A 23190-nucleotide genomic window follows, 5' to 3' on the forward strand; every position below is an offset into this window, starting at 1 on the left:
GAGGTGGCCCGGGAGGGCTACTTTATCGGCCCGACGATCTTTGACCACGTGCAGCAGACGATGACCATCTGGCAGGACGAGCTGTTTGCGCCGGTCCTGTCCATCGTGCGGGTGCCGGACCTGACCGCCGGCATCGCGTGGGCGAACGAGTCSCGSTTTGCGAACGGCGCGTGCCTGTTCACAAGCTCCGGGCACCACGTCCGCGAATTCCGGGAGACGATCGATGCCGGGATGCTCGGGGTCAACGTCGGGGTGCCGGCGCCGATGGCGTTCTTCCCGTTTTCGGGCTGGAAGGATTCCTTCTACGGCGACCTGCATGCGAACGGCAAGGACGGCGTGGAGTTCTACACCCGCAAGAAAATGGTGACCGCCCGCTGGTAATCCAAAATTCAAAAAGTAATATCCTTTTAATAAAGGGTATTACTTTTTTTGTACTGTAGACAATTACCTGTAATAAAAGTAAATTAACAAACTATAAAATATAGCGGTTGTAACGATGATTCTCAGGGAATAACATCTTCAGTATAAAATTAAGGGAGAGTGTAATATTATGAGTGCACGCATGGGTCAGGAAATGGATGAAATTCTCAGTCGATTGGAAGAAGATTATGTGAGGGCTGTGAAAGGTAATGAGAGCGGAAACGTAGAAGACTTCGTAGAAAAATTCTTGTATGATTCATGGGCATATAATGAAGAAAATATGGATAATATTAAAAGTGTGTTAAGCCGTTATACAAGAAAGGAAATTCATCAAAGCACCTTTAGTGGTTCTTTCAATGAAATGGTGGGACATTTGCAGAAAAAGCTAAAAGAGCTTGACCGGGATAAGAATTATCCTGCGCTGCATACAGATTACGGGGCTTCGGTAGTGGTCGCCTTTGTAGATGGTCTGATTATTCAATATTATGTAGGGGTTTACAGTATCGATCAACTGAAAAATATGACACCTGCCTTTAAGCGCCTGATTCTTGAAGCACTAACGGTAGAAACATAAGTACAAAGCGAATCTTGTTTTTGCCCAAAATCCGGCTAATATGTTGGGGGATTCTCAGGTATAAATTTGAAAAGCAAAAATTTTATCGTGGCGCAGGTTTATATGAACTGCTTTATTTGCTGGCTATTTTCGTATAATATTCTATAGCTTTTTGAATTTCGAACCCCTTGAAGCCAATCGAAATTATTTGTGGGCATCTCTGCTTTTTCTATAGGGAAGTTAGGATGAAAAGCCAGGCATTCACGAAATAGGGTCTAGCTATTTTCAAAGGCTTTAACTTAGTTCAGCAAATAGCTTTTGTGAAATCACACCTTACGCATGAAAAACGTACCAGGCTTCTTATTTAAACCATTATCCTTATTGATGTATTCTGATAAGTTTCGGGAAAATATGATATCTGTACGGATTAGTTTATGCTCGCGGGTAATGAAATTAATTCGAATAAAAAGCCTCCGAAAATGAATATCGGAGGCTTTCAACGAAAAAAAGAAGTGAATAAAACTGGTTACTAATAATTATTGTTTGTCCATATTTGGAAGAGTGTTGTGCATATAGTCAGGAGCAGGCTTCAGCTCAGGCTTGCCTCCATGAGCCTTCGGCTCCGATACATATTCAAAGGACTGGCCGTCCGGTGCTTTGTCTTTCAGCCAGTTAAGATTTGCGCTTTGCTCTCCTTCAGAAAAGTTCATCAGCTGGTGGGAAAACTCAGTTGCTTCCCACTGTGCCGGTACAGTGGACGGTGCAGTAAAGCCTTCTTTTTGTTCGAGTTCTTTAATTGCTGCAGCCCACTGATTCTGGTGCATCGTATCACGGGCGAGTAAGAAAGAAAGCATCTGACGGACACCTTTGTCTTCGGTCATTTCATACAGGCGTGCTACCTGCAGGCGTCCTTGCGATTCCGCATTAAGGTTGGCCCGGAAATCACTGAGCACATTGCCGCTCGCGATAATATAGCCTGCATTCCAAGGAACACCATTGCTGTCTTTAGGAACGGCGCCGAGTCCGGAAACAATCGCATGCTGCGGGTTCATGTCTCCCATTATGGATTCGATAACTGGGTTTTTAGCTGCTTCTTCCTGTTCTTCTACAGGAGCGTCATCGAGCAGCTGGGCGATCATGGTCGCGATCATTTCAATATGGCCAAATTCTTCTGTGCCGGTATCCATCAACATATCCTTATACTGTTCGTTGCCGCGGGTATTCCATCCTTGAAACATGTATTGCATCGCTACAGAGATTTCACCGAACTGGCCGCCGAGAATCTCCTGCAGTTTTTTGGCAAAGACGGGATCCGGACGGTCTGGTTTCGCGTGAAATTGCAGCTCTTTACGGTGAAAAAACATAAATGAATAACTCCTTTTTTGTAGTAAATAGTTAGTCTATCTAATTGGATGTTTATAGTTCATGTCGTGAAAAAGACAACATACCGCCCTGGCGCTTGGTGGACCGCCCTCCTTTCTGAAATCATAAAAAAAGAGCCAGAAAAAGAAGGTGTCTCCTTTCTCTGGCTCATAATCCAGCTTTTTATCTGGTTATTCCCGCCACGCAATATGCTGTACTGATTATGTTATAGCCGATAACGGCAAAGTCTAAACGTAGAGTTGCCATTTCTTTTAAAAACATACAGGAATTTTAAAATTTAGATGTTTTTATAAACAGAGGCAGTATACTAAGGTGGAAATGATATTTTGTAATTGGTTTAATGTAAAAGGACGAGGAGGAGAAAAAATGAGGCTGGATACTTTTACCCCCGGCCAGAAATTTGAAACACGTGCATACAGGGTGACTAAGGATGATGTTTTGCGGTTTGCCCGGGAGTTCGATCCGCAGTATATGCATGTAAACGAAGAGAAAGCCCAAGCGGGGAGATTTAATGGCATTATTGCCTCCGGTATTCATACGATAAGTATCACATTCAAATTGTGGGTAGAGACAGGGGTGTACGGCGACGATGTCGTAGCGGGTACAGAAATGAACCATATCAAATTCATCAAGCCGGTGTACCCGGGTGATGAACTGCGTGTGTATGCGGAAGTGACCAACATAGAAGCAAAAAGGAAAAACGAAGGCATCCTCACGGTGATGCTCAGAACATACAATCAAGAGAACACGAAAGTGTTTGAGAGTGAATTGTCTGTGCTGATTAAACGATAATGCCGAATAAAAAAGCTAATCTCCTTATGAAATGAGATTAGCTTTTAACTGCTGCTATGAGCTGCTGCCTTCGGCAAATTCCCGAAGCCGCTTCAGATGAATCGGCGCATCCATCTGGTCATCGACGTTCATTTCGATAAAATGGAGCGTATCGTTTTGGCCAATGCGGGCCACGGCTTCTTCAAATTCTGTGGAAGTGGACACGCTCACCGTTTCCGCGGCAGGATAAAAACTTTTTACGAGCTGCATGTAATCCCAATGCGGAATATCATTGTAGCGGGCATGGGTATTTTCTGTGTTTAAATAACGTTCAACAGTGTAGCCCTTGTTGTTTAAAAAGAAAATAACCGGCTTAAGATTCTGCTCGGCCATCGCACTAAGCTCCTGGGCGGTCAGCTGAAACGATCCATCTCCCATAAATAACAGGACGCGCCGGCCAGGAGCTGCAAGCTCGGCCCCGAAGGCCGCCGGGAGGGCGTATCCGATACTCTGCCAGGAGCCCTGGGAAATAAAAAGCGTATTCTCAGGAAGACGTACGTGCGGCAGTCCGTAAGAAAATGTGCCAGTCTCGACGACTACAATATCCTTCGGCTGGAGCAGCTTTTGGATAATAGGATAGTACGTTTCTGCCAGCAGTCGTTCCGAATAGTTTTCGGACGGAAAATCATAGAAGGACGGAAGATAGCCAATCTGTTCAAACGTACGGCACTCCATTAAGGTAAGAGCATCAATCACTTCTTCAACCACTGTATTGTACCGTGCTTTGTTTTGAATGGAAATCTCCTGTGGCTGGATATCGATCCGTTTTTCCGCCGGGAGATCGGCAGTGAATTTTGCCATGTTAAAATCGGATTCAAGCAATCCGGCAGTAATAATTAAATCAGCGTTCTCTACATAATCGCGCACCTGCTGGCTGCCGAAGGCCCCGGCGTAAATACCGATGTATAGCGGATGCTGTTCATTGAACCCGCTTTTGCCCTGCATCATCTGGGCTGTCGGAATGTTCAAATGTTCTGCCAGCTGTAAAATAATGTTCTCCATGTGGTAGCGGGAGGTAAAAATATCTACAAGCAGCACCGCTTTTTCTGCCTGATCAATGGCTTCCTTCATCAGCTGGGCTGTTTCCTGCACGACCAGCTCATCGCTCATGTAGGAAAGCTCCTGCTGGATACCGGGAGTCTCGATGCGCGTGGTCGCTGTATCCTGCGGAATATCCAGATAAACCGGCTTTCGCTCACGGACGGCAGAAGCGATCGCTTTTGGAATTTCCTCGGCGGCGTTTTCGGGGGTGATTTTTACTGCATAACAGGTGATTTCCTGATGCATGCGCAGAAACACCGAATAGTCGCCGTTCATTAATGTATGATGGGCTTTAGTCCCGGCTTCCTGCATAGAGAAGGCGGGTGAGCCGACAATATGGATGAGGGGAATGTGTTCACTGTAGGCTCCGGCAACAGCATTCGAAGCGCTAAGCTCCCCCACGCCGAACGTGGTAATCATAGCGCTGAGGCCTGCGACGTGCGCATAGCCATCTGCCGCATAACCGGCATTCAGCTCATTTCTGTTATCAACAAAGCGAATGCCGCTGTAGCTTTCAAGCTCATCAAGCAGGGCGAAGTTATAATCGCCCGGTACGCCGAATATTTCTGTAATACCTTCTTTTGCAAGGCAGTCATATAAAAAGGAACTGATTGTTTGTTGTGCTGGCATAATGAACCTCCTGAACGGGATGATAGTAGGCTGTTCCCGTATTCGTGAAGATTTAGACATAGGTCAGGAGAAAAATCGCCTGCAGCGGTAAATAGATAAGAAAAAATTACGAGCCTACAGTGTAGTTATAATCGGGCCGTCCCTGGTGAGAATAATTGTATGCTCGTATTGAGCTACATAGCTGTCATCGGTCAACAGGGTCCAGCCATCTTCAGCCGGAAAAACCTCCTCTTCAAACGTCGAAATAAAAGGCTCAAAGGCAATGACCGCTCCATCCTTTAAAATTTCATCGTCCCAACGGGAAAAGTAGTTAAAAATATGCTCCGGCGGTTCATGAATCGAGCGTCCAATGCCGTGCCCGGTAAGATTTTTGATAACCGTCAGACCATGCTGCTTTGCCACGTTGTGTACAGCTTTTCCGAGAGCGCTCTTTTTTGCCCCGGGTTTAGCTTTCTCCAGGCCGGCATCGAATGCTTCTTTGGCAGCGTCGCATATTTTTTGTAACACCGGTTCAGCACTGCCAATCACAAAGGAAACCCCAGTATCTGCGAAATAGCCGTTTTTCGAACCCGAAACATCAATATTGATAAGGTCGCCTTCCTGAATGGCCCGATCGCCCGGGATTCCGTGCGCTACTTCTTCATTGACGCTGATACACGTCTGGCCGGGAAAGTCGTACACTCCTTTCGGGGCAGATTGAGCTTCTGATTGTTCAAACAGCTTTTCTGCAATGGTATCGAGTTCCTTTGTTGTAATCCCTGGTTTAGCAGCCTGGACTAGTTTGTTCCGAATCGTTCCACAAATTTCGCCAATTTCCCGTAAACCCTGAAAATCCTCTTCCGTTTTTGCAATCATTGTGTATCCTCACTTTTTAAACAGTTTATGATAATCATTACATTTAGATTCTATCATAAAAATTTAAAAGAGAGCTGCCCGGGGCAGGGGAAAGCTTCTATTAAAAACAAGGGGTAAAATCTAACTATATGCCAGGCAATGCATTATTTAAAATCGAAAAATTGGTATAGTAATGGTAAAAAGCAATTACCAAACATTAGAGTGATAGTATAAAGGGGCACCTGACATGAAGAAACAATTAGTTATGATTAGTCTGTCATCACTATTAGCACTATCTGCTTGTGTAACTTCGGAAGAATCAGGCAGTGATTCAAGCGAAAACAAGGAGAATAAAGACGAGGCTTCTGCAAATGATTCTTCCAGTGAAGAAGATACGAAGACAGAAACAGCCGAAATGGCGGCTGAAGAAACGTCCGAACGTTTTGAAAAGTTGCACAAAACGATGGCCACGTTCAGCCTTCCCGAAAAAGGACGTCTAAGTAGTAAGGAAGCAAAACTGCGGTTTGGGGAGATTCTTCGACCAGAAGACGAGTACAAAGATGTTATTGTCTATGATAATTCGATGATTTTTTATAAAAATACGAAAGAAACGTATACTTACTCCTGGATCAATTACGATACATTATCGCAGGAAGACAAGCCCGAACCGTATGGAACGCAAGCGTTAGGGGCGTTAAAATATAGAGTGAATCATGACATGGTATTTTATCCTTCAATATTCGAAGAAAACGCAGGTACACCTTTAAAAAATTTAGATGAATACAAAGGGGACAAAAAAACTCTTATTGCCTCAGGGGAGCTTGTAGAAAAAGAAGGGAAGAATCCCACAGGCTACGAAGCTATTGAGGCAGGTTCACAACGTATGTTAAGCCAACTTCACCAGCTTGAACCTTACGTTGAACAATTCGACGCCGTACACGACTGGACGACAGAAACAATTTATTACTTTGAAGAAGCCGAATCATACGATGAAGAAGAATGGAAAGAAGCTTATAAGTATTATAAAAAAGGCGTTGATAATATTGACGAAATGGAAAAAGCAATAAACGGATAACTGGTAAACACGCTGTCCTTGTTTGGGCAGCGTCTTTTTCGTGAATAAATATTAACAAGAAAGGACGTGATTGGTTGAACCGTCTACAATACGAAAAATCGCCCTATCTCCAGCAGCATAAAAACAACCCGGTGGACTGGTATCCATGGGGAACAGATGCTTTTGAAAAGGCGGAGGCAGAAAACAAACCGCTTATGGTGTCCATTGGGTATTCAACGTGCCATTGGTGGCAGAATCTAAATGCAACTATATAATACAAAAGAAAAACCCTGAAACAACAGGGCTTCAGGGCATTACATAAATTCGATTTTTAAACTTATTTCATCATCGACCCTATCATAATAGATACAATCAATAATTTCTTTCAGGTATTCGTTCGTTTCAGAACTGAACGGGTCAGTAAGATCGTATTCCCGTTTAGCGATTTCCAAGCGTTCAATTTTGTCGTCTACCGATTCACTGGACGCATAAGCAAGTTCTTTTTCCGCTTCACGAAGTTCCCGCTGTTTTTCTTCAATTTTCGAAGTCTGTTCTTCGTGCTTTCCGTTCATTTCTTCTTTATCAATCATGCCGTCAATGAAAAGTGACTTAATACGTCCAATGCCTTCCTTCAGCTTATCTATTTCCGTATGCAATCCGCTAATTTTGCGATTCAGGCGTTCAACCGAATCATTTTCGCCCATATCACGTTGTTCCATAAGACGGGGAATATATTCTTCGATATTTCTACGCACATAATCAAGTACAATACTTGCGTCACAGCCACGGCAATTACAGCGATTTCCGAAAGGGTCAGGCGTTACGCAGGTTCGAACGTAGCATTTCCAACCTGCTTTTACGAGTTGCTTTTTCGTAAAGTTCATAATGGAATTACAACGATTACAGCGCATTAAACCCGTTAAGGCGTAACCTGAATAACGTGCTTTAGGCGGAATCCTCCGCTTTTTCGTCATTTGTATTTGAATCTGTTCATAAACGTCTTTACTGATAAGCGCAGGGTGAGCGTCGTCCACGACAACCAACCATTCGTTTTCAGGCTTATAACGTAACGTCTTGGACTTCTTATGCTTATGCCCGCTTCCTTCGCTTTTTCCGTAGACGATACGTCCTACATAAGTCTGATTCTGTAAAATACGCCCTATCTTGGTAACGGTGAAATAATCGTTCCTTTTCGTCTTAAAACCAAGTCGATTCATTTCGAAAGACGTGTTATCCATCGAATTGCCCTTTTCGTGATAAAGGTAAAAGATCATTCGAACGGCTTTCGCTTCGTCTTCGTTAATGACGAGTTTCTTTGTCTTGTGGTCATAGTCGTAACCTAAAGGCGGAGTACCGTTAACCCAGTTACCAAGACGGGCAGAACGCAATTTTCCTTCATTCAGGCGTTTCTTCGTCTGAAGGTATTCGTAACGCCCCATTGTGGCTTTCATGTCGTTCATCACATTAAATTCATCGGATAGATCAATTATTTCGCCGTAAGGCGTCAGAATCTTCGTCCGTGATTCCGCAAATATGCGTTTTATATAGCCGTAGTCATACGAATCGCCACGTGTTAAACGGTCAAATTCCACGACAACAACAGCGTCGTAAATTCCCGCTTGTACACGTTCCAGTAGCCGCTTAAATTCCGTCCGAAATTCCAAGTCGTCGGAAGAACCGATTTCCTGAAACAAGTCAAACTTCCAACCGTAAGACTGAACGAAGTCTAAAAGTTGGTTACGGTGCTTTTGTAAAACGTCCGTTTCGCCTTCTTCGTTACGTGATTTACGAAGGTAGACGGCTACGGATTGAACGTCGAGTATTGCGTTATTTTCATATTGCAAGACGAATAACCTCCTTTGTTTACGTTCGATTATATTATAAAGTAAACAAGTAAACATTTCAAAATAAAAAATATTCGTCCTGACTTGTTAGATGAACGTTTGGTTCAATTACTCATTGAAAGAGACATTAGCGTTCATGCTTTTGTCATTCATAAGGTACGTATTCAACCGTTAAAATGCACCGTCTAAACTCTTAAAGAACGACGGGATAGCGAAACGGTCAATGATACGTAATCCTTGCTTTTGTACATGCCGACGAATCGGGTTGCAAAAGTCTTTTACGTAGAAATTAAATTTAATACTTGTCGGAAAAAGAGAATAAGAAGGTTGTAACAAAACGAAGAAGTGGGGATTGTAACGAAGTAGTTACATGAACTATAACTATGTTTTGAACTAGAGCCTATATAAATTATTCTTTTATTTCCATAAAACAATAATTGCCGAAGGCAATTTCCCGTAAGGGAATAAAGCGTTATTGCGTTTATTGATACGTATATTGATTACGTAAATCTTGACGTAATAACGTGAACTACGTCTTAACGTTAACTACGTATAGAGAAAAAGCGATCTATTACGTTTATTGAACGAAATATTGTCGTAAATATTGACGAATATTGATCGTCAGGGATATGTAATCTAACGTAAAATGCTATGTCCGAATATAGGACGTAAATAAGCGTTACTGACATTTATGATTAACGTAAATATTGGCGTAAATCAGACGTATATAGGGGTTAAAATTTCGTTAGGGGGTACGTGCTTAAACGTTGATATGGCGTAGGTTCAGGCGTTGTTATGTATAGGCGTATATAGGCGTTTTTACGTTGGGGGATTACGTTTAAAATTCCCGTGTTACGTCTTCAGTGGACGGCACTTCTCAAATTTTCGAAAGGGGGTAGGTTAACGATGATCGACTTTACACAATTTAAGGAAACGCAGGTTCAAGCAATAGGGTACTTGTCCATGCCAAATAAAGCGGGTATGTCCTTTGACGATATAGCTGAACGTTGTGGGGTGTCTGTTAGACAATTGCACAGGTGGCGTACTGAACCTGAATTTAAACAGGCTATCGTTGAACAGTCGCTTAATAATGTTAAGGACGAAATACCTGACGTTCTATCAGCACACAAGAAGCAAGCAACTAAAGGAAATGTTAAGGCTATTGAATTATTCTATAAGCTGTTTGGTCTGCTAGTAGAGAAGCAGGAGATAGAGCAGAATGTAAGCAATAAGGACAAGGATAATGAAGACATTGACAAAGAAATAAATGAACTTCGTAACTTAATTGATGAAAGTAAAGGCGATTAATCATCGTCTTCTTTCCTACATAAATACTTTAAATTGTTCGTCACATAATATAGAATATACGACGAATAATATTTTACTTAAACGCAACAAACACTGACAGTAAAGGAATGAACGAAAACAATTCGTCATATAATGTTGTTGACACTTTATCGTGTTCGTCGTATAATAAAGTTAATCAGTTGAACGAAAGGAATGAACGAATAAAATGATTGAACAAAAGTATATTGAAATGTTTGCTGACGAAATGAAGAAAGATGAACGAAGTGAAGCCACGGTACGTAATTACGTGTATGATCTGAAATACTTCAATAAGTGGGTGAATGATTCCGTGGAAAACGTTGACCCCCCACAACGGGGGGCGGGGGGCATATTTCCCCCACAGCCGACGTTCAAAAAATACGCACAACATTTACGAAACTCGGGGTCTGCGCCCGCAACGATTAACCGACGTATGCAATCTTTAAAAACGTTCTTTAACGTGATGATAGCGAAAGGCTACGCTGAAGAAAATCCGATGAACGACATTAAGGCGAAAAAAGTCGCCCGTCAGAATGAAACGAAATGGCTTGATCGTGACCAAATAAAAGCGATTTTTAACGAAATAAAAAAGGTAAACGGCGACGCTAAACGGGTTAAGTATCATGCCATATTTTCGATATTAGTTAACTGCGGCTTACGTGTCGAAGAATTAACGAACCTGAAAGTGGACGACGTTAATTTTAAAAGTGGAATCTTGACGGTACGAAGCGGGAAAGGCGGCAAGTTTCGTTACATTCCGCTAAATAAATCGACTTCGACAAGTATTTTACATTGGTTACAGTATAGAGAAGCGGAAGATAGCGATTATTTATTTACGTCAGAACGTCAGCCGCAAATGACGACAAGGGGCGTTCAGCATATGGCGAAACGATTGAACGAAAACCTGAACTTTCATTTTACGGTTCACCAATTGCGTCATACGTTCCTGAAAAACGTGGCGGATTCTACGGGGAAAGTTGAAATTGTCGCAAGTTTGGCGGGGCATGATTCCGTTGATACGTCACGGCGTTATATTGAACCAAGTATGCGGGAAATCGCTGAAGCCATGCAGGACAACGAATATAACTTCTAAAAGGTGGGCGAAAGCCTATCTTTTTTTTGTTTTAGGCGTTGTTAAACGTCCAGTCAGATTAATTTAGTAATAGGCGTCAAAATGGACGCTAAATTTTAAAAGAGGTGATTTATATGGCAGACGCACATTGTAGAGCGAGTGACTTGCGATTCTTAGGTTTAGAAGGTTGTGGTCGTACCATTAGCGGCGAGCATGTTCTTATTTCTCTTAGTGGAAGTACAACGGACGTTAGCGGCAACGTGGCGAGTTACGACGTAGAAGCCGCACTATACCGTAAAACACATTATGGTTCTACTAACCTGATTACGATTAAAACAGGTTGGGTTTCGGGTTATAGTCCGTTTAACCGTGATATTTACGGCGTCCATACGGGCGAAGGTGATATTTTCGTTAAATATACTATCTTCCACAGCGGTACTGATACCGTTGTAGACACAATTTACACGCACCAATGGACGCATTAAGTTAAGTTGTCGTAACCCTTTGAGGGTTGCGGCTTTTTAATTAATTTATCGAAAGTTGTCACAAATAGCGACTTTTAACAACAGTCTTAGTTGTAAGCGTTAAAATGGACGCAAAAATTTACATGAGGTGATAACATGGCTACACCGGAAATTGAAGAATTTTTTAACTTGCAAGACAGTCCAATTGCAGAACATGACCACTATGCGACTTTAAAAGTTTATGACAATTGGGAAGAAGTACAGGTAAGACTGGACGCTAAATCAGGGAATAACAATACAATTACAGCTTATGATGTTGAAATGAGGTTGTACCGTGAAGGTGACGGTCTTATTGCAACAAGAACAGGTTACGTTCATTCAGAAAGTCCTTTTGACCGTGATATTACACCTGTTTACGAAGGAACTTGTTGGTTAGAATTTCATTTCACCTATTCTCAAGGCGGAGAATACTATGGAGAATGGAATTATACAACAGATACTTGGTATCACTAATAAATTTTGTCGTAACCCTTTCAGGGTTGCGGCTTTTTTTTGTACATATGTTTACATGTTTTCACTACTTTGTTACAGTTTGGTAACGAAAATATTACAAAGGGGTTACAATACATGAAGAAGCAATTAGTTACAGTTGGATTGTCGTCATTATTAGCGTTATCCGCTTGCGGTACGAATGAAGAAGCAAGTAACGAAGAAAACGAAGGGTCTACGCAGAAAGCACAGGCGTCTTCAGATGATTCTTCCAGTAATAACGAAGGGGAAACGTCGGAAGCCGATTCTGAAGAAACGTCAGATCGTTATGAGAAGCTACACAAAACCATGACGACGTTCAGCCTTCCCGAAGAAGGGCGTGTTAGCAAGGAAGAAGCTGAAGCGGGTTTTACGGAATTTCTTCGTCCTGAAGATGATTTTGAAGACGTAATACTTTACAAAAATTCAATGGTTTTTGATAAAGAAACACAAGAAACGTATCGGTACACATGGACGAATTACGGAAAAGCTACGGAAGGGTTTAAAACTGAACCTGAAGGAACGCAAGCGTTAGGGGCGTTGAAGTATATTGTTAATGAGCAATTAACCCGTTACCCAACGCCTTCAGGGAAAGTGGGCGTTCCACTTAGCGAAATAGAAAACTACGAAGAAAACGTTGATTATTCAAAAGAAGCTGAATCAGAAGAAAGGCTTACAGGTTACGAAGCTATTGAAGAAGGTTCACATAGTTCGTTACACGAACTGTATCGTATCGAACCTTACGTTGAACAGTTCGACGCTGTTCACGACTGGACGACAGAAACGATTCATTACTTCGAAGAAGCTAGATCATACGACGAAGACGAATGGAAGCAAGCGTATAAATACTATAAAAAAGGCGTCGATAATATTGACGAAATGGAACGTGCAATAAACGAATAAACCTTTACGTCCTTCCTAATGGAAGGGCGAATTTTTTTTATAAAAATATTGTTTACATGTTTACAAATAATAAAATACGTCGTATAATGAATTTAGTTCTTCAGGGAAGGACATAATAAAAACGCAAAGGGGAAATAAAAAATGAAATTACTTAACACAAACGCAGGAATCCAAAAGGCAAAATTCGCAAACAAAGTTGACCACATTGAAGACATTCAGGAAGATATTGAATACATGGAAAAGATAAGCGAAAGATACAAAATCGTTGAAGTTGCGGTTATGACGGAAGAAGAATATAACGAATTTAGTACAAGCATGATGGCGGATTGGGATTTTCTTGACGGAAAAGGTGGAACGGATTCAACGACAGCAACGGAAGCCCACGAAAGCAAAAGAATGTTCGAATGGACGAAGGAAGAAATGGACGAATTTCGCAAGGGCGCATATCGTGAATGTATCGGTATCACGACGCCGCAAGCAAACGAAATGATTGTTGTTGACCCGCAAGGTCATAACTACGCAAGATATTCAGCGTTGGTAAAAGGTTAAAACGTGGGCGATTAAATTCGCCCTTCTTGTAAACATGTTTACTAATTTACGAAAGGTAGGTTAACGATGTTAATTAAAAATAGCGACTGGCAGAATATGAAGAAAGAACATAAAATGTTAATGCTCGAAGGGTTGGTTGCGAAAACCAAACGAATGAAAGTTTACATGTACGTTTTCCGTTAAGGAAGCGTACTTTTTTTATGCCCAAAAATTATTTTAAAACTTTTTATGTAAACATGTTGACGTATAATAAAATACGTCGTATAATGAATTTAGATCAGATAAACGAGAGGGGAAATTAACAATGAAAAACAACACAAACATTCAAGTACCGAACAAATATCAGGGCATGATTGCAGAAGTAGACTTCGAAGGTAAGGCAATGGGATATTGGGCTTACACAGAAAAAGGATTTTATTTCCCTTCAACGGGTTGTCACACTGGACATGAAGACACACAGGCTGAACTACTTAAAGTAATTCGTGAAGTAAAGCCTTGCAATTGCGAAGAATGTACAGAAGAAGAAGTTCTTGTTGAAGAAGAAAACGAAGAAGAAGAAGAAACGGCGACTGAAAACGTTGAACCAAAAGCAACCGCAAGCGTAAGGGTAGCAGGTAAAAAATTCGAATACAAAATTACGCTTCCTGACGGTGGAGAAGCAACAAGAAAAAGCGACAAAAGTGATTACCGTTTCGCTGTTATCGGCTATAAAAATCCAACGGAAAAAGACAAAGACGAGCATTGGACAGTGTTCAGTTTTCATTCACGGAAAGACCTAGCAGAAAAAAGCCGTGAATATAACAGAATTTCATTCATGAGTAATCTCACTATTGTCGAAATTCCTGAAATTGAAGAAATGAAAAAAGCGAACGCACAGAAAGTTACTTTCGAGAAAAAAGACACAGTTTGGTACGCTTCAAACGGAATGTCGATCAGGGCGAAGTTCTTCCCAACGCAAGGGTACAGCGTTAGAAACGTAGACGGCGAAGAAATTGACTTTGTAAGTGAAATCAACGTTGCCAAAAATATCATCAAGCAAGCGTAAAGGCGGCGGGGTTAACGCCCCGCTTCCAATTAAAAATTTTCGTAGTAAACTTGTTGACTTGTAAATAAATACGTCGTATAATTTATTTAGATTAGACGAAAGGGGAACGGAAAGATGGACGAAAATATTGTTGAATTAGAAAAAGACCGTAAAGTTGCGGTGATACGAGAAGACGGAATTGAAATCCTTTCCTTCAATCGGATAACGAATCAAACGCAATCGGTTCACTTATCGAACGAACAGTTTGAAAAAATTATGGAAGCTATGAAAGGCGGCGAATAAAATGAACATAAACAAATTCAGATCATTCTTGTACGTATTGGCGAAAATACTCGGAGACATAAGCGCAGTTAAGAACGGCACTGTTAAGAAACGCATTGGTCGAAGGGTAGTCGGAAAAGCGACAGGAAAAGGCATTGGAAAGTTGTTCAAGTAAACACGGCTTGTTATTTCAGCCTTTGCCCCATTTATGACAGTAGAAGATTAATAACGAAAGGCGTTCCCAAAAAAGGGGCGTCTTTTTTCTATTTAAAGAGGTGGGGTGAATGAGTGGAAACGTCGGAATCGTTGACCGTAAGTTTATAACGGACGCAGAGAAACGACACGAACGAATGGGCTTAATAGCGGAAGCGGTTGATATGCTTTCCAAGCTACGAAAAGAAAGCGGCAACCTGAACGAAAGGCGAACGAATCAACTAATCGACTATATGGAAGAATTGAAGGCGTTGAAACGTATAGACCAAAGTGAAAACGATCTTCTATCGTTCGCATACGAATACTTTTCGGAAGAATACAATCCTGAAAACGGCGGCAACTTAATTCCTGAAGGAATTGGCATAGAAGACGCCCCCGAATTTCACCAAGAGTTAACGAACATTATGAATGTCGTTTCAAACGAAGAAATTAATAAAAGGGTTGCGTGGAGTGCGCCACGTGGACACGCAAAGTCAGCGTATCTTTCGAATATCTTTCCAGTTCATCAAATAGCTTTCGGCAAACGTCATTACTTACTGATTATTTCAGAAACGGACGCCGCCGCTAAAAAGTTTATCGAATGGATTGGCGACGAATTTAAACACAACGAAAAACTTCGTAATGATTTCGGGGAATTGTTGTCGCCTGAAAAATCACGTAACGACAAGGACAACGAACATGGCTTTCTTTCGTTGACTGGAACGATGGTCGAAGCCGCTTCAATTGGTAAACAATTACGTGGTAAACGTAACGGGGCGCATAGACCTGACTTAGTAATTTGTGACGACTTGGAATCTTCCAAGAATACAAATACGCCTGATCTAATTCAGAAAAACATTCATTGGTTCAATTCCGTTGTAATTCCAATAGGTGAACCTGATAAAACAGCGTTCATTTATATGGGAACAGCGGTCACGGCGGAAGGTCTTCTTCAGCACGTTATGAACAGAAGCGATTTCCATTCGAAGAAGTTCGCCGCTATTGTACAAGAACCTGAACGTGGTGACTTATGGGAAGAATTTGAAACTATTCTACGTGACCAAGAAAACGAAAACCGAAAGGCTGACGCTGAACAATTGTTTGAAGATAATCAGACGGAAATGGAAAAGGGCGTTGAGGTTCTTTGGTCTAAACGTTGGGATTATAAATCGTTAATTCACGAAAAGGTAAACATGGGTACACGGGCGTTCAATTCAGAGTATATGAATAATCCGATTGATACAGAAAACGCTATATTCCGCCCTGACGAGTTCAGTTATTTCGATTACGAAGAAAAGCACGAAAAAGAAAAGTTCTTCGAATACTTTACAGCGTGGGATATTGCTATGGGTAAAAATAAAAATTCCGACTATAACGCTATTGTAACGGTTGCCCGTGATCGACGGACAGGCGTTTATTTTGTCGTTGAAGCGTGGGCGAAAAAAGTTCCCGCACACCAAGCGTTAAATAAAGCATTGGAAATTATGAAAAAGTACAATCCGAAAGTATTCATGATTGAAACGGTAGCGGCGCAACATGACTTTTACCGTCAACTTCGTGCGGCTATGCCAAAAGAAGGTATCTATCGGACGAAAATTCTTCCTATCCAGTCGAAAACGAAGAAGGAAGAACGGATTGAAGCACTTGAACCGCTAATTGAAAACGGTGCGCTTCGTTTTATGCGTCATCAGCGGTTGTTGCTTGAACAATTAGAACAATTCCCTAATGGGGTGAACGACGACCTTCCTGACGCCTTACAAATGGCACTTGAAGCAGGTACGAAAATGCGGAAACTGACACATCATAAAAAACCGAAAGGGGTTTGATAGACAAACATTAAATGGAGGGAGGTTAATTTATGCCGTTATTCGAAAAGGGCGGGTACTATCCGCCGCAAGGACACAGGGAACGTATTGAACGCTATAAAGAAAATAAACAGCTATTTTTAGGCGACCATTATGACGTATTTCAGCGTTTACAAAACATTCCTTCAGAATCCGTTTATATTTCGTCAAATATGGCGGGTTTAATTTGTAAAAAATCCGCTGACTTTCTTTTTGGCGAATCACCCACGTTTTCCGCAGGAAAGGAAGACGATTCTGAAGAACAAAAAGCGATTGACCGCATTGTTGAAGAAAATGATCTTCGTATGAAGTTACAGCAATCAGCGACAGGGAACGCTTTTCGTGGTGATTCATTTTTAAAAATTCGTTGGGGGCAGAAGTGGGGCGGTAAAGTACCGAAAAAATTCGACCCTTTTCGAACAATTATAGAGCCGCAGAATCCAAAATTTGTTTTCCCTGAAACATCGTTTGGTGACGCAACTGAAATTGAAATTTATCACATTGCCTATCCAGTAGCAATTGAAGGTTCAGGAGATCAGGAATGGTATTTAAACGTAGAAAGTCATTATCCTAACGAAATCGTATATTCGAAATTTGAAATGACGCCATTTATGACAAGTGGAATGGAAGTAACGGAATGGAAGATTGAAAAAGAAATTACTTCCCAACGTAAAACCGTAGAAACGGGCGTTCCTTTCCCGCTTGTCGTACACATTCCAAATTACGCAACAGACGACGACTGGCAGGGAATAGACGATATTTCTGAACACAAGCCAATGTTCGACGAAATAAACAACCGCCTTTCACGTATTGCGGAAATACTGGACAAACACGCTGACCCGTCGCTTGCTGTTCCCGCAGGTGTACTTGGAGAAGATGAGCATGGCAATCCAATGTTCGCCGTCGGGCGTGACAAAGTATTTGAAATCATGGGTAAAGACGATATTGTTCCGCAATATATAACGTGGGATGGACAACTTCAATCGGCGTTTGAAGAACTTGACCGTGTAACGGAAATGTTACTTGTGAACGCTGAAATTCCTGCCCTTGCGTTAGGAAAAGGCGATTCAGGAACGTCAGGGTCAAGCGGTCTTGCGATTAAATTTCGTATGAACTCATTACTTGCGAAAATCAACCGTAAGCGTCAATTCTACGATAAAGGATTAAAGAAAATGTTTCTTATCGCACAGATGCTTGAACATGAACAGGGTAACGCTAATTACGATATTGTTGAGCCTATCATTCACTTTAAAGACGGACTACCGCAGGACGACGCAGAACTTGCGAATATCATGAATGTTCGTACAGGTGGAAAGCCTACCGTCAGCCAAAAGACGGCACTCATGAAGATGGACGGGCTTACAGAAGAACAGGCTGATCGTGAACTTGAAAAGATGGAACAGGACGCAAAGAAAGAAGAAGATCGAAATAAAGAACTGTTTGCTGACCCTTCCGCTTTCCAAGAATAAACGGAAACTGACGAAGAAACGGGAAATGACGAACAGCCAAATAACGAAGAAAGTTCTGAAGGAAGTGGGGAGTAAAATTCCCCGCTTCTTTTTTCTGTTATAGGAGGGGTTAACGTATGGCTGAACCGAAATGGGATTTACCGCCGCCTGAATATGATAAGGATATGAACCATATGATTAAAACGTATAAGAGGGCAACGAACGACGTACTGGACGAGATTGTTTCGCTTTCGACTTACGGAGAGGATAAGGAATTTCAACGGGCAGAAATGCGAAAAGTGTTGGCTTATATCGCTTCACGTTTAAAGACGGTAGACAAAGAAACGGAAGAATGGGTTAACGAAAAGATAGAAATGGCTTTTAAAAATGGACAGGCTGAAACGATTGTTGCGTTAGGGGAAGCAGAAAGTTTTGACGACGCAATTGGTGCGGTAGCCGCTACGGATTCTATTCTTGACGCCCGCAATCAGTTAATTACAGACACGTACAACGATCTTCTTCAGGCGAACAAACAAATGAAGGAAGAAACTATTCGTATGGTTCGTAATGTAGCGAAAGAAGAAATGTCGAATCAGGCGGCACAAGATAAAGGTCGTAAGACGACGAAGAAAGCCCTTCGTGAACGTTTTAAGGAAGAAGGTAATATTGCGATAAGAGATAACAAAGGACGCAGGTGGACGCTTGAACGTTATTCCGAAATGGTTACACGTACAAAAATGTTACAGGCACACGTGGAAGGCACACGTAGGGAAGCGAAAAATAGAAACGTTGACCTTGCAATTGTATCTTCTCATAACGCAAAAGACGCTTGCCGTCATTTTGAAGGACAAATTATTTCGATGAATGGAGAGACAGACGGCTTTATGACGTATGAAGAATTACGACGTTCTAACTTAATTTTTCACCCGAATTGTCGTCATAAGGTTACGCCTATTCGTTCGCTTGATATTCTGCCTGATAACGTAAGAAGTCGAATAGAATCAGACAGACCTGAAGCGGAAAGATTACTTCAGGAAAAGAAAAATAAATAATTTTTAATTTTTCCTTGTAAATGTGTCACACAGTCGAATTATCTATTGAATCGGTTTCGTGAATCCTCTTTTATGGGTTTTCGAAATTCGATTCCTTTTTATTAAATACACATGCCCACGTCGGACGTGACGACGAAAAATATTCGAAGGCAGGAGGAAACTTATTTTGAAACAAAGCAAACTTTTACAATTAGACCTTCAATATTTCGCAGAAGGCGAAACGGAAACAGACAGTCAATCTTCCGACGGGAAGGAAAAGACGGAAACGACTGGTGAAGAAGAAGGTAAAGAACAGCAAGAGCATATGATTCCGAAACATCGTTTTGATGAAGTTAACGAAGGCTACAAAGAAATGAAAAAAGAACTGGACGCCTTCAAACAGGAAAGAGACAAAGCGGAAAAAGAACGTAAGCAAAAAGAACAGGAAGAAGCAGAAAAGCGTGGAGAATACGAAGACTTGTATAAGCAAACGCAAACTGATCTTGAAGCTGTTCAACAAGAAAGAGATTCCGCTAATGAACGGATTCAATCACTCGAAGGAACAGTTAACGAGTTGCTTAATTCAAAATTAGAATCTATTGACGAAAGCTATCATGACCTGATTCCTGAAAATTTGACGCCTGAACAAAAACTTGCATGGGTCAATAGTGCGGAACAAAAAGGTCTTTTTGGTAATAAACAAGAACAGCCGATTGGTGAACAAACTAATCCGCAAGACGTACAGCAGACGCAGGACACAAACAAAATGAATCCGATGGAAAAATTACTATCGGGTTATGGTCGTAAATAATTTTTTGCATGTTTTGTAAACATGTTTACTTATTTGCGGTTAATAATTTCACTACGAAAGGGGGAGTATAAAAATGGCTTTAACATTGGCACAAACAGCAAAGAATCTTTCTACTGACACGCTTCAGGCGGGCGTAGTTGAGACTTTCGCAAGAACATCACCTGTAATGGAACTGACGCCGCAAATGACCGTGGCGGGTAACTCTTATCAGTACAACCAAGAAGACACGCTTCCTGACGTTGCGTTTCGTGACGTGGGCGACGGTTATGAACCTTCAAGCGGTGACGTAGCACGTAAGTCTGAAACTCTTTCAATTATCGGCGGTGACGTTGATGTTGACAAATTCGTTGCACAAACGCTTGGTAACGTAAACAACCAACGTGCGGTTCAAACGAATCTGAAGGTTAAAAGTCTTGCAAAGAAATATACGCAGAATTTCTTCAAAGGCGACAGTTCCGCAAGCCCGCTTGAATTTGACGGACTGGAAAAACGTGTTGCTAACAACGGAAACGAAATTATGGCAGGTACAGACGGCGGTAATCTTTCCCTGATTAAACTTCACGAACTTCTTGACGCAGTTGAAGGCGGCGCAGAAGTATTGTTCATGTCGAAGGCTATGCGTCGGGAACTTCAGAAATTGCTTGAACAATCTACGCACTATATTCAAAACGGTACTGACGAGTTTGGTCGTCCAGTTGAATACTTTGGTGACGTTGCTATTCGTACCGTTGAAGACGATGTTCTTGCTTTCAACGAAACGCAAGGTTCAGCGACTTCCGCAGGTTCGATTTATGCTCTACGTTTCGGCGCACAGGAAGCTATTTCGGGGCTTACGAACGGTGGCATAATGGTTCAAGACTTGGGTGAAATTGATTCCAAGCCTGTTTATCGTACACGTATCGAGTTCTATTGTGGACTTGCTGACTTTCACCCGAAAGCGGCGGCACGTCTTGGCGGTATTACTCGGTCTGTTTAATCGAATAACGAAGTAAGGGCGGTTGCGGTTTATTCCGCTTCCGTCCTCTTTTTTTATTTATTTTTTGATTAATAATCTAAATTTTCGGAGGTTGTAACATGGCGAAATTAGTCGTACCAAATAAAAGTGAAGATCGTAAACTTTTCGGATTCCAGTTCTTCAAAGGGGAAGCTGACGTTCCTGAAGGACGTGAAAAGGAAGCGAAAAGTCGAGCCGTTCAGTTTGGATATGAATACGTAGAAGAAAATGAGCCTGTAAAAGTGGACGTGAAAAAAGTAAGTAAAGAAAGCGTTGAGGGCGAGAAGCCAAAACAGGCGAAGAAACAAACGAAACAGCCTAAAAAGCAAACGAAAAAAGAAACTGAAGAATAACGCAGGGGGTGACGTAATTGGCGATTAGTAAGGAAACGGCAAATACGTATTTTGAAGAAGAAGTTTTCGATAATGCCGCTTGGACGAACGCAAACGAATCGGACAAAGATCGTGCATTAAAAAATGCTTCTAACGTATTGTACCGCTATTACTCACAATTCGACCCTGAACGTCGCCCTATTCCTGACGAAGCTGTTTTTGAACAGGCGATATGGCTTCTAAAAGTTTCAGAAGCACGTAAGCAGTCAGAACAGGGCGTAACGTCTTATTCCATTGACGGGATTTCTGTTCAACTTTCGCAGATTGATCGAACGATTTCGCCGCAGGTGAAAGCGATACTTGGTCGCAGGGTTGGGCGTTCAGTTAACGATAGGGTTGGTTACATTGATTCCAATTCACGAAAAATTGAACGTCGTGATCGTATTCAAGGACGTGGTTTCCGATGATTCCGTTCACTCATGACGTAACACTATTAAGAGAAGGTAAGCCTGACGCTTGGGGTGAATCTACGGACGTGGAAACGGAAGATTTAAAAGGAAATATCCGTTCGTCTACGCAAGTCGTGAAATCACTTGAAGGTAAAGAAGTAGTTTCCGTGTTTAATATTTTGTTCGAAGGAACGGTTAACATTAAGCACACGGACAAAATACGCTTTACTGAACCGAATGGAGAAGTCAGGGAACACGAACCTATTACGGTTAAATATTTGCGTAATTTAAGCGGAGAAGTCGCATATACGAAGGTGAACGTATAAATGAATTTTAGCGCAGATTTAAACATTGGCAAGTTTCAAAAGCGTTTAAACGGTATTAAAAAAGAAGCGCAGGAAAACGCCACGACAGGAACAAATGACGCCGTGGACGAAATTCTTCGTATAGCTTCCGAAATTGCGCCTTTCCAGTACGGCACACTTCAACGTTCACATAAGCGAAAGGTGAATGAAAAACGTGGCGGGCTGTTTGCGGAAATTGCGTTTTCCGTTTCGGAAGGCGGCTTTAATTACGCCCGTTGGATTCATGAAGGCGTGTATGAGTTAGGTAGCGAATCAGTTTCGAAAGGTGGAACGACAAGCAATCTTTCAGGTAAATCGTATGCAGTCGGGCGTAAATATCTTTCCCGTCCAATTGAAGGAGAATCGGAAGCTGTTCGTCAGCATATCGCAAAATTAGTTAGTAAGGCGTTGAGGTGATTTTATGAAGGTAATGGACGTTATTCAGCATTTACAAGACGTTAAACCCTTCGATTATTATGCGAACGATTTTCCACATTCAGCGGGAAATTGTGCTTTCGTCCGTTTTAACGAAGGCGGTGCGCCTAATGCGTATTTATTAGAATTGGCGAATCCTAATCTTCAAATAGCTGTTCGTCATAAACGTGGAAGTGAAGCAGAACGAATTTCTTATGATATTTTCGATTATTTAAACGGAAAATTCCACTTTGAAATGGGCGACACTTACGTTTATTCAATGTTAGCACAGCAAAGTGAACCTATTTATGTAGGCACTGATGATAACGGAAGAACAATTTATTCGTTAAATATTGCTTGTAAGGTGCGGCGTTAGTCCAATTACTGTAAAGAAGGGGGTCATAACATGAAAGTAAAATTTATTCAGGTTGATAAAAATGAAAAGTTTGTACACAAAGGGAAGCCTATAAAGGTTGGCGATACTATTGACCTTCCTGAACATCGTGCGAAAGATTTTATTGCACGTGGAAAGGCTGAAGAAGTAAAGACACAGGAGAAAAAGAAAGAGCCGCAAGAAAAAACTAAAGAATAAA

General features: G+C 41.7%; 27 protein-coding genes and 1 pseudogene. 24 read left to right on the forward strand and 4 right to left on the reverse strand.

What is annotated here, in order from left to right:
• Both CHL76_RS02080 and CHL76_RS02085 read left to right on the forward strand, forming a co-directional pair.
• Positions 1-381: aldehyde dehydrogenase family protein (locus tag CHL76_RS02080; protein ID WP_143747431.1), on the forward strand; the 381-nt coding region annotated here is incomplete at its 5' end.
• A 169-nt stretch (positions 382-550) separates the two neighbouring features.
• Positions 551-994 carry a hypothetical protein gene (locus tag CHL76_RS02085; RefSeq protein ID WP_233133195.1) on the forward strand — a complete coding sequence of 148 codons (444 nt, stop codon included), beginning with the start codon at positions 551-553 and terminating at the stop codon, positions 992-994.
• Between the two features lie 515 nt (positions 995-1509).
• On the opposite strand, the gene CHL76_RS02090 is transcribed toward CHL76_RS02085, so the two are convergent.
• The gene (locus CHL76_RS02090; protein WP_079475969.1) at positions 1510-2337 is read right to left on the reverse strand and encodes a manganese catalase; all 828 of its coding nucleotides are present in this window, start codon (positions 2335-2337) and stop codon (positions 1510-1512) included.
• A gap of 385 nt (positions 2338-2722) precedes the next feature.
• Here CHL76_RS02090 and CHL76_RS02095 point away from each other — a divergent pair, with 385 nt between their 5' ends.
• Positions 2723-3148: a MaoC family dehydratase gene (locus CHL76_RS02095; RefSeq protein WP_079475970.1), complete on the forward strand. Its 426-nt coding sequence runs from the start codon at positions 2723-2725 to the stop codon at positions 3146-3148.
• 54 nt (positions 3149-3202) lie between these two features.
• Here the strand turns inward: CHL76_RS02095 and CHL76_RS02100 are convergent, their stop codons facing one another.
• Entirely contained in the window at positions 3203-4858 is a 1656-nt protein-coding gene (locus CHL76_RS02100; protein WP_094907729.1) for an alpha-keto acid decarboxylase family protein, read from the reverse strand.
• Positions 4859-4972: 114 nt separating this feature from the next.
• Positions 4973-5713 carry a type I methionyl aminopeptidase gene (gene map, locus CHL76_RS02105; RefSeq protein ID WP_094907730.1) on the reverse strand — a complete coding sequence of 247 codons (741 nt, stop codon included), beginning with the start codon at positions 5711-5713 and terminating at the stop codon, positions 4973-4975.
• A 226-nt stretch (positions 5714-5939) separates the two neighbouring features.
• Here map and CHL76_RS02110 point away from each other — a divergent pair, with 226 nt between their 5' ends.
• Together CHL76_RS02110 and CHL76_RS02115 are read left to right on the forward strand one after the other, a co-directional pair.
• A complete protein-coding gene (locus tag CHL76_RS02110) occupies positions 5940-6767 on the forward strand; it encodes a hypothetical protein (protein ID WP_094907731.1) in 828 nt (275 codons plus the stop codon).
• A 74-nt stretch (positions 6768-6841) separates the two neighbouring features.
• A pseudogene (locus tag CHL76_RS02115) lies at positions 6842-6994 on the forward strand (DUF255 domain-containing protein); the annotation flags it as partial.
• A gap of 66 nt (positions 6995-7060) precedes the next feature.
• On the opposite strand, the gene CHL76_RS02120 reads toward CHL76_RS02115, so the two are convergent.
• A complete protein-coding gene (locus CHL76_RS02120) occupies positions 7061-8590 on the reverse strand; it encodes a recombinase family protein (RefSeq protein WP_158219032.1) in 1530 nt (509 codons plus the stop codon).
• A 906-nt stretch (positions 8591-9496) separates the two neighbouring features.
• Here CHL76_RS02120 and CHL76_RS02125 point away from each other — a divergent pair.
• From CHL76_RS02125 to CHL76_RS02210, 19 genes are all read left to right on the forward strand, one after another.
• Positions 9497-9898, forward strand: coding sequence for a phBC6A51 family helix-turn-helix protein (locus CHL76_RS02125; protein ID WP_094907734.1), 402 nt, complete (start codon positions 9497-9499; stop codon positions 9896-9898).
• 205 nt (positions 9899-10103) lie between these two features.
• On the forward strand, positions 10104-11009 hold the full coding sequence (locus CHL76_RS02130; RefSeq protein ID WP_094907735.1) for a tyrosine-type recombinase/integrase: 906 nt from the start codon (positions 10104-10106) through the stop codon (positions 11007-11009).
• A 113-nt stretch (positions 11010-11122) separates the two neighbouring features.
• The gene (locus CHL76_RS02135; protein WP_094907736.1) at positions 11123-11473 is read left to right on the forward strand and encodes a hypothetical protein; all 351 of its coding nucleotides are present in this window, start codon (positions 11123-11125) and stop codon (positions 11471-11473) included.
• Positions 11474-11608: 135 nt separating this feature from the next.
• The gene (locus CHL76_RS02140; RefSeq protein ID WP_094907737.1) at positions 11609-11965 is read left to right on the forward strand and encodes a hypothetical protein; all 357 of its coding nucleotides are present in this window, start codon (positions 11609-11611) and stop codon (positions 11963-11965) included.
• Positions 11966-12079: 114 nt separating this feature from the next.
• Entirely contained in the window at positions 12080-12883 is an 804-nt protein-coding gene (locus CHL76_RS02145; protein ID WP_094907738.1) for a hypothetical protein, read from the forward strand.
• Between the two features lie 141 nt (positions 12884-13024).
• On the forward strand, positions 13025-13432 hold the full coding sequence (locus CHL76_RS02150; protein WP_094907739.1) for a hypothetical protein: 408 nt from the start codon (positions 13025-13027) through the stop codon (positions 13430-13432).
• 304 nt (positions 13433-13736) lie between these two features.
• A complete protein-coding gene (locus CHL76_RS16910) occupies positions 13737-14477 on the forward strand; it encodes a hypothetical protein (protein WP_094907740.1) in 741 nt (246 codons plus the stop codon).
• Positions 14478-14591: 114 nt separating this feature from the next.
• Positions 14592-14759 carry a hypothetical protein gene (locus CHL76_RS16915; RefSeq protein ID WP_158219033.1) on the forward strand — a complete coding sequence of 56 codons (168 nt, stop codon included), beginning with the start codon at positions 14592-14594 and terminating at the stop codon, positions 14757-14759.
• Positions 14760-15022: 263 nt separating this feature from the next.
• The gene (gene terL, locus CHL76_RS02160) at positions 15023-16756 is read left to right on the forward strand and encodes a phage terminase large subunit (RefSeq protein ID WP_198951232.1); all 1734 of its coding nucleotides are present in this window, start codon (positions 15023-15025) and stop codon (positions 16754-16756) included.
• A 32-nt stretch (positions 16757-16788) separates the two neighbouring features.
• Positions 16789-18243 (forward strand): phage portal protein, encoded by a 1455-nt coding sequence (locus CHL76_RS02165; RefSeq protein ID WP_094907741.1) that lies wholly within the window; start codon positions 16789-16791, stop codon positions 18241-18243.
• Between the two features lie 116 nt (positions 18244-18359).
• Positions 18360-19274 carry a phage minor capsid protein gene (locus CHL76_RS02170; RefSeq protein ID WP_094907742.1) on the forward strand — a complete coding sequence of 305 codons (915 nt, stop codon included), beginning with the start codon at positions 18360-18362 and terminating at the stop codon, positions 19272-19274.
• A 166-nt stretch (positions 19275-19440) separates the two neighbouring features.
• Positions 19441-20064, forward strand: coding sequence for a hypothetical protein (locus CHL76_RS02175; RefSeq protein ID WP_094907743.1), 624 nt, complete (start codon positions 19441-19443; stop codon positions 20062-20064).
• 73 nt (positions 20065-20137) lie between these two features.
• On the forward strand, positions 20138-21040 hold the full coding sequence (locus CHL76_RS02180; protein ID WP_094907744.1) for a major capsid protein: 903 nt from the start codon (positions 20138-20140) through the stop codon (positions 21038-21040).
• Between the two features lie 98 nt (positions 21041-21138).
• Positions 21139-21411 (forward strand): hypothetical protein, encoded by a 273-nt coding sequence (locus CHL76_RS02185; RefSeq protein ID WP_094907745.1) that lies wholly within the window; start codon positions 21139-21141, stop codon positions 21409-21411.
• Positions 21412-21428: 17 nt separating this feature from the next.
• A complete protein-coding gene (locus CHL76_RS02190; RefSeq protein WP_094907746.1) occupies positions 21429-21857 on the forward strand; it encodes a hypothetical protein in 429 nt (142 codons plus the stop codon).
• Positions 21854-22165: a hypothetical protein gene (locus tag CHL76_RS02195; protein ID WP_094907747.1), complete on the forward strand. Its 312-nt coding sequence runs from the start codon at positions 21854-21856 to the stop codon at positions 22163-22165. The genes CHL76_RS02190 and CHL76_RS02195 overlap by 4 nt, the downstream gene beginning before the upstream one ends.
• Entirely contained in the window at positions 22166-22600 is a 435-nt protein-coding gene (locus CHL76_RS02200; RefSeq protein ID WP_094907748.1) for a hypothetical protein, read from the forward strand.
• Between the two features lie 4 nt (positions 22601-22604).
• On the forward strand, positions 22605-22973 hold the full coding sequence (locus tag CHL76_RS02205; protein ID WP_094907749.1) for a minor capsid protein: 369 nt from the start codon (positions 22605-22607) through the stop codon (positions 22971-22973).
• A gap of 30 nt (positions 22974-23003) precedes the next feature.
• Positions 23004-23189: a hypothetical protein gene (locus tag CHL76_RS02210; RefSeq protein ID WP_094907750.1), complete on the forward strand. Its 186-nt coding sequence runs from the start codon at positions 23004-23006 to the stop codon at positions 23187-23189.
• Position 23190 lies beyond the last annotated feature (1 nt).

It is taken from the genome of Marinococcus halophilus (genome assembly GCF_002265875.1).
Taxonomy (GTDB): domain Bacteria; phylum Bacillota; class Bacilli; order Bacillales; family Marinococcaceae; genus Marinococcus; species Marinococcus halophilus.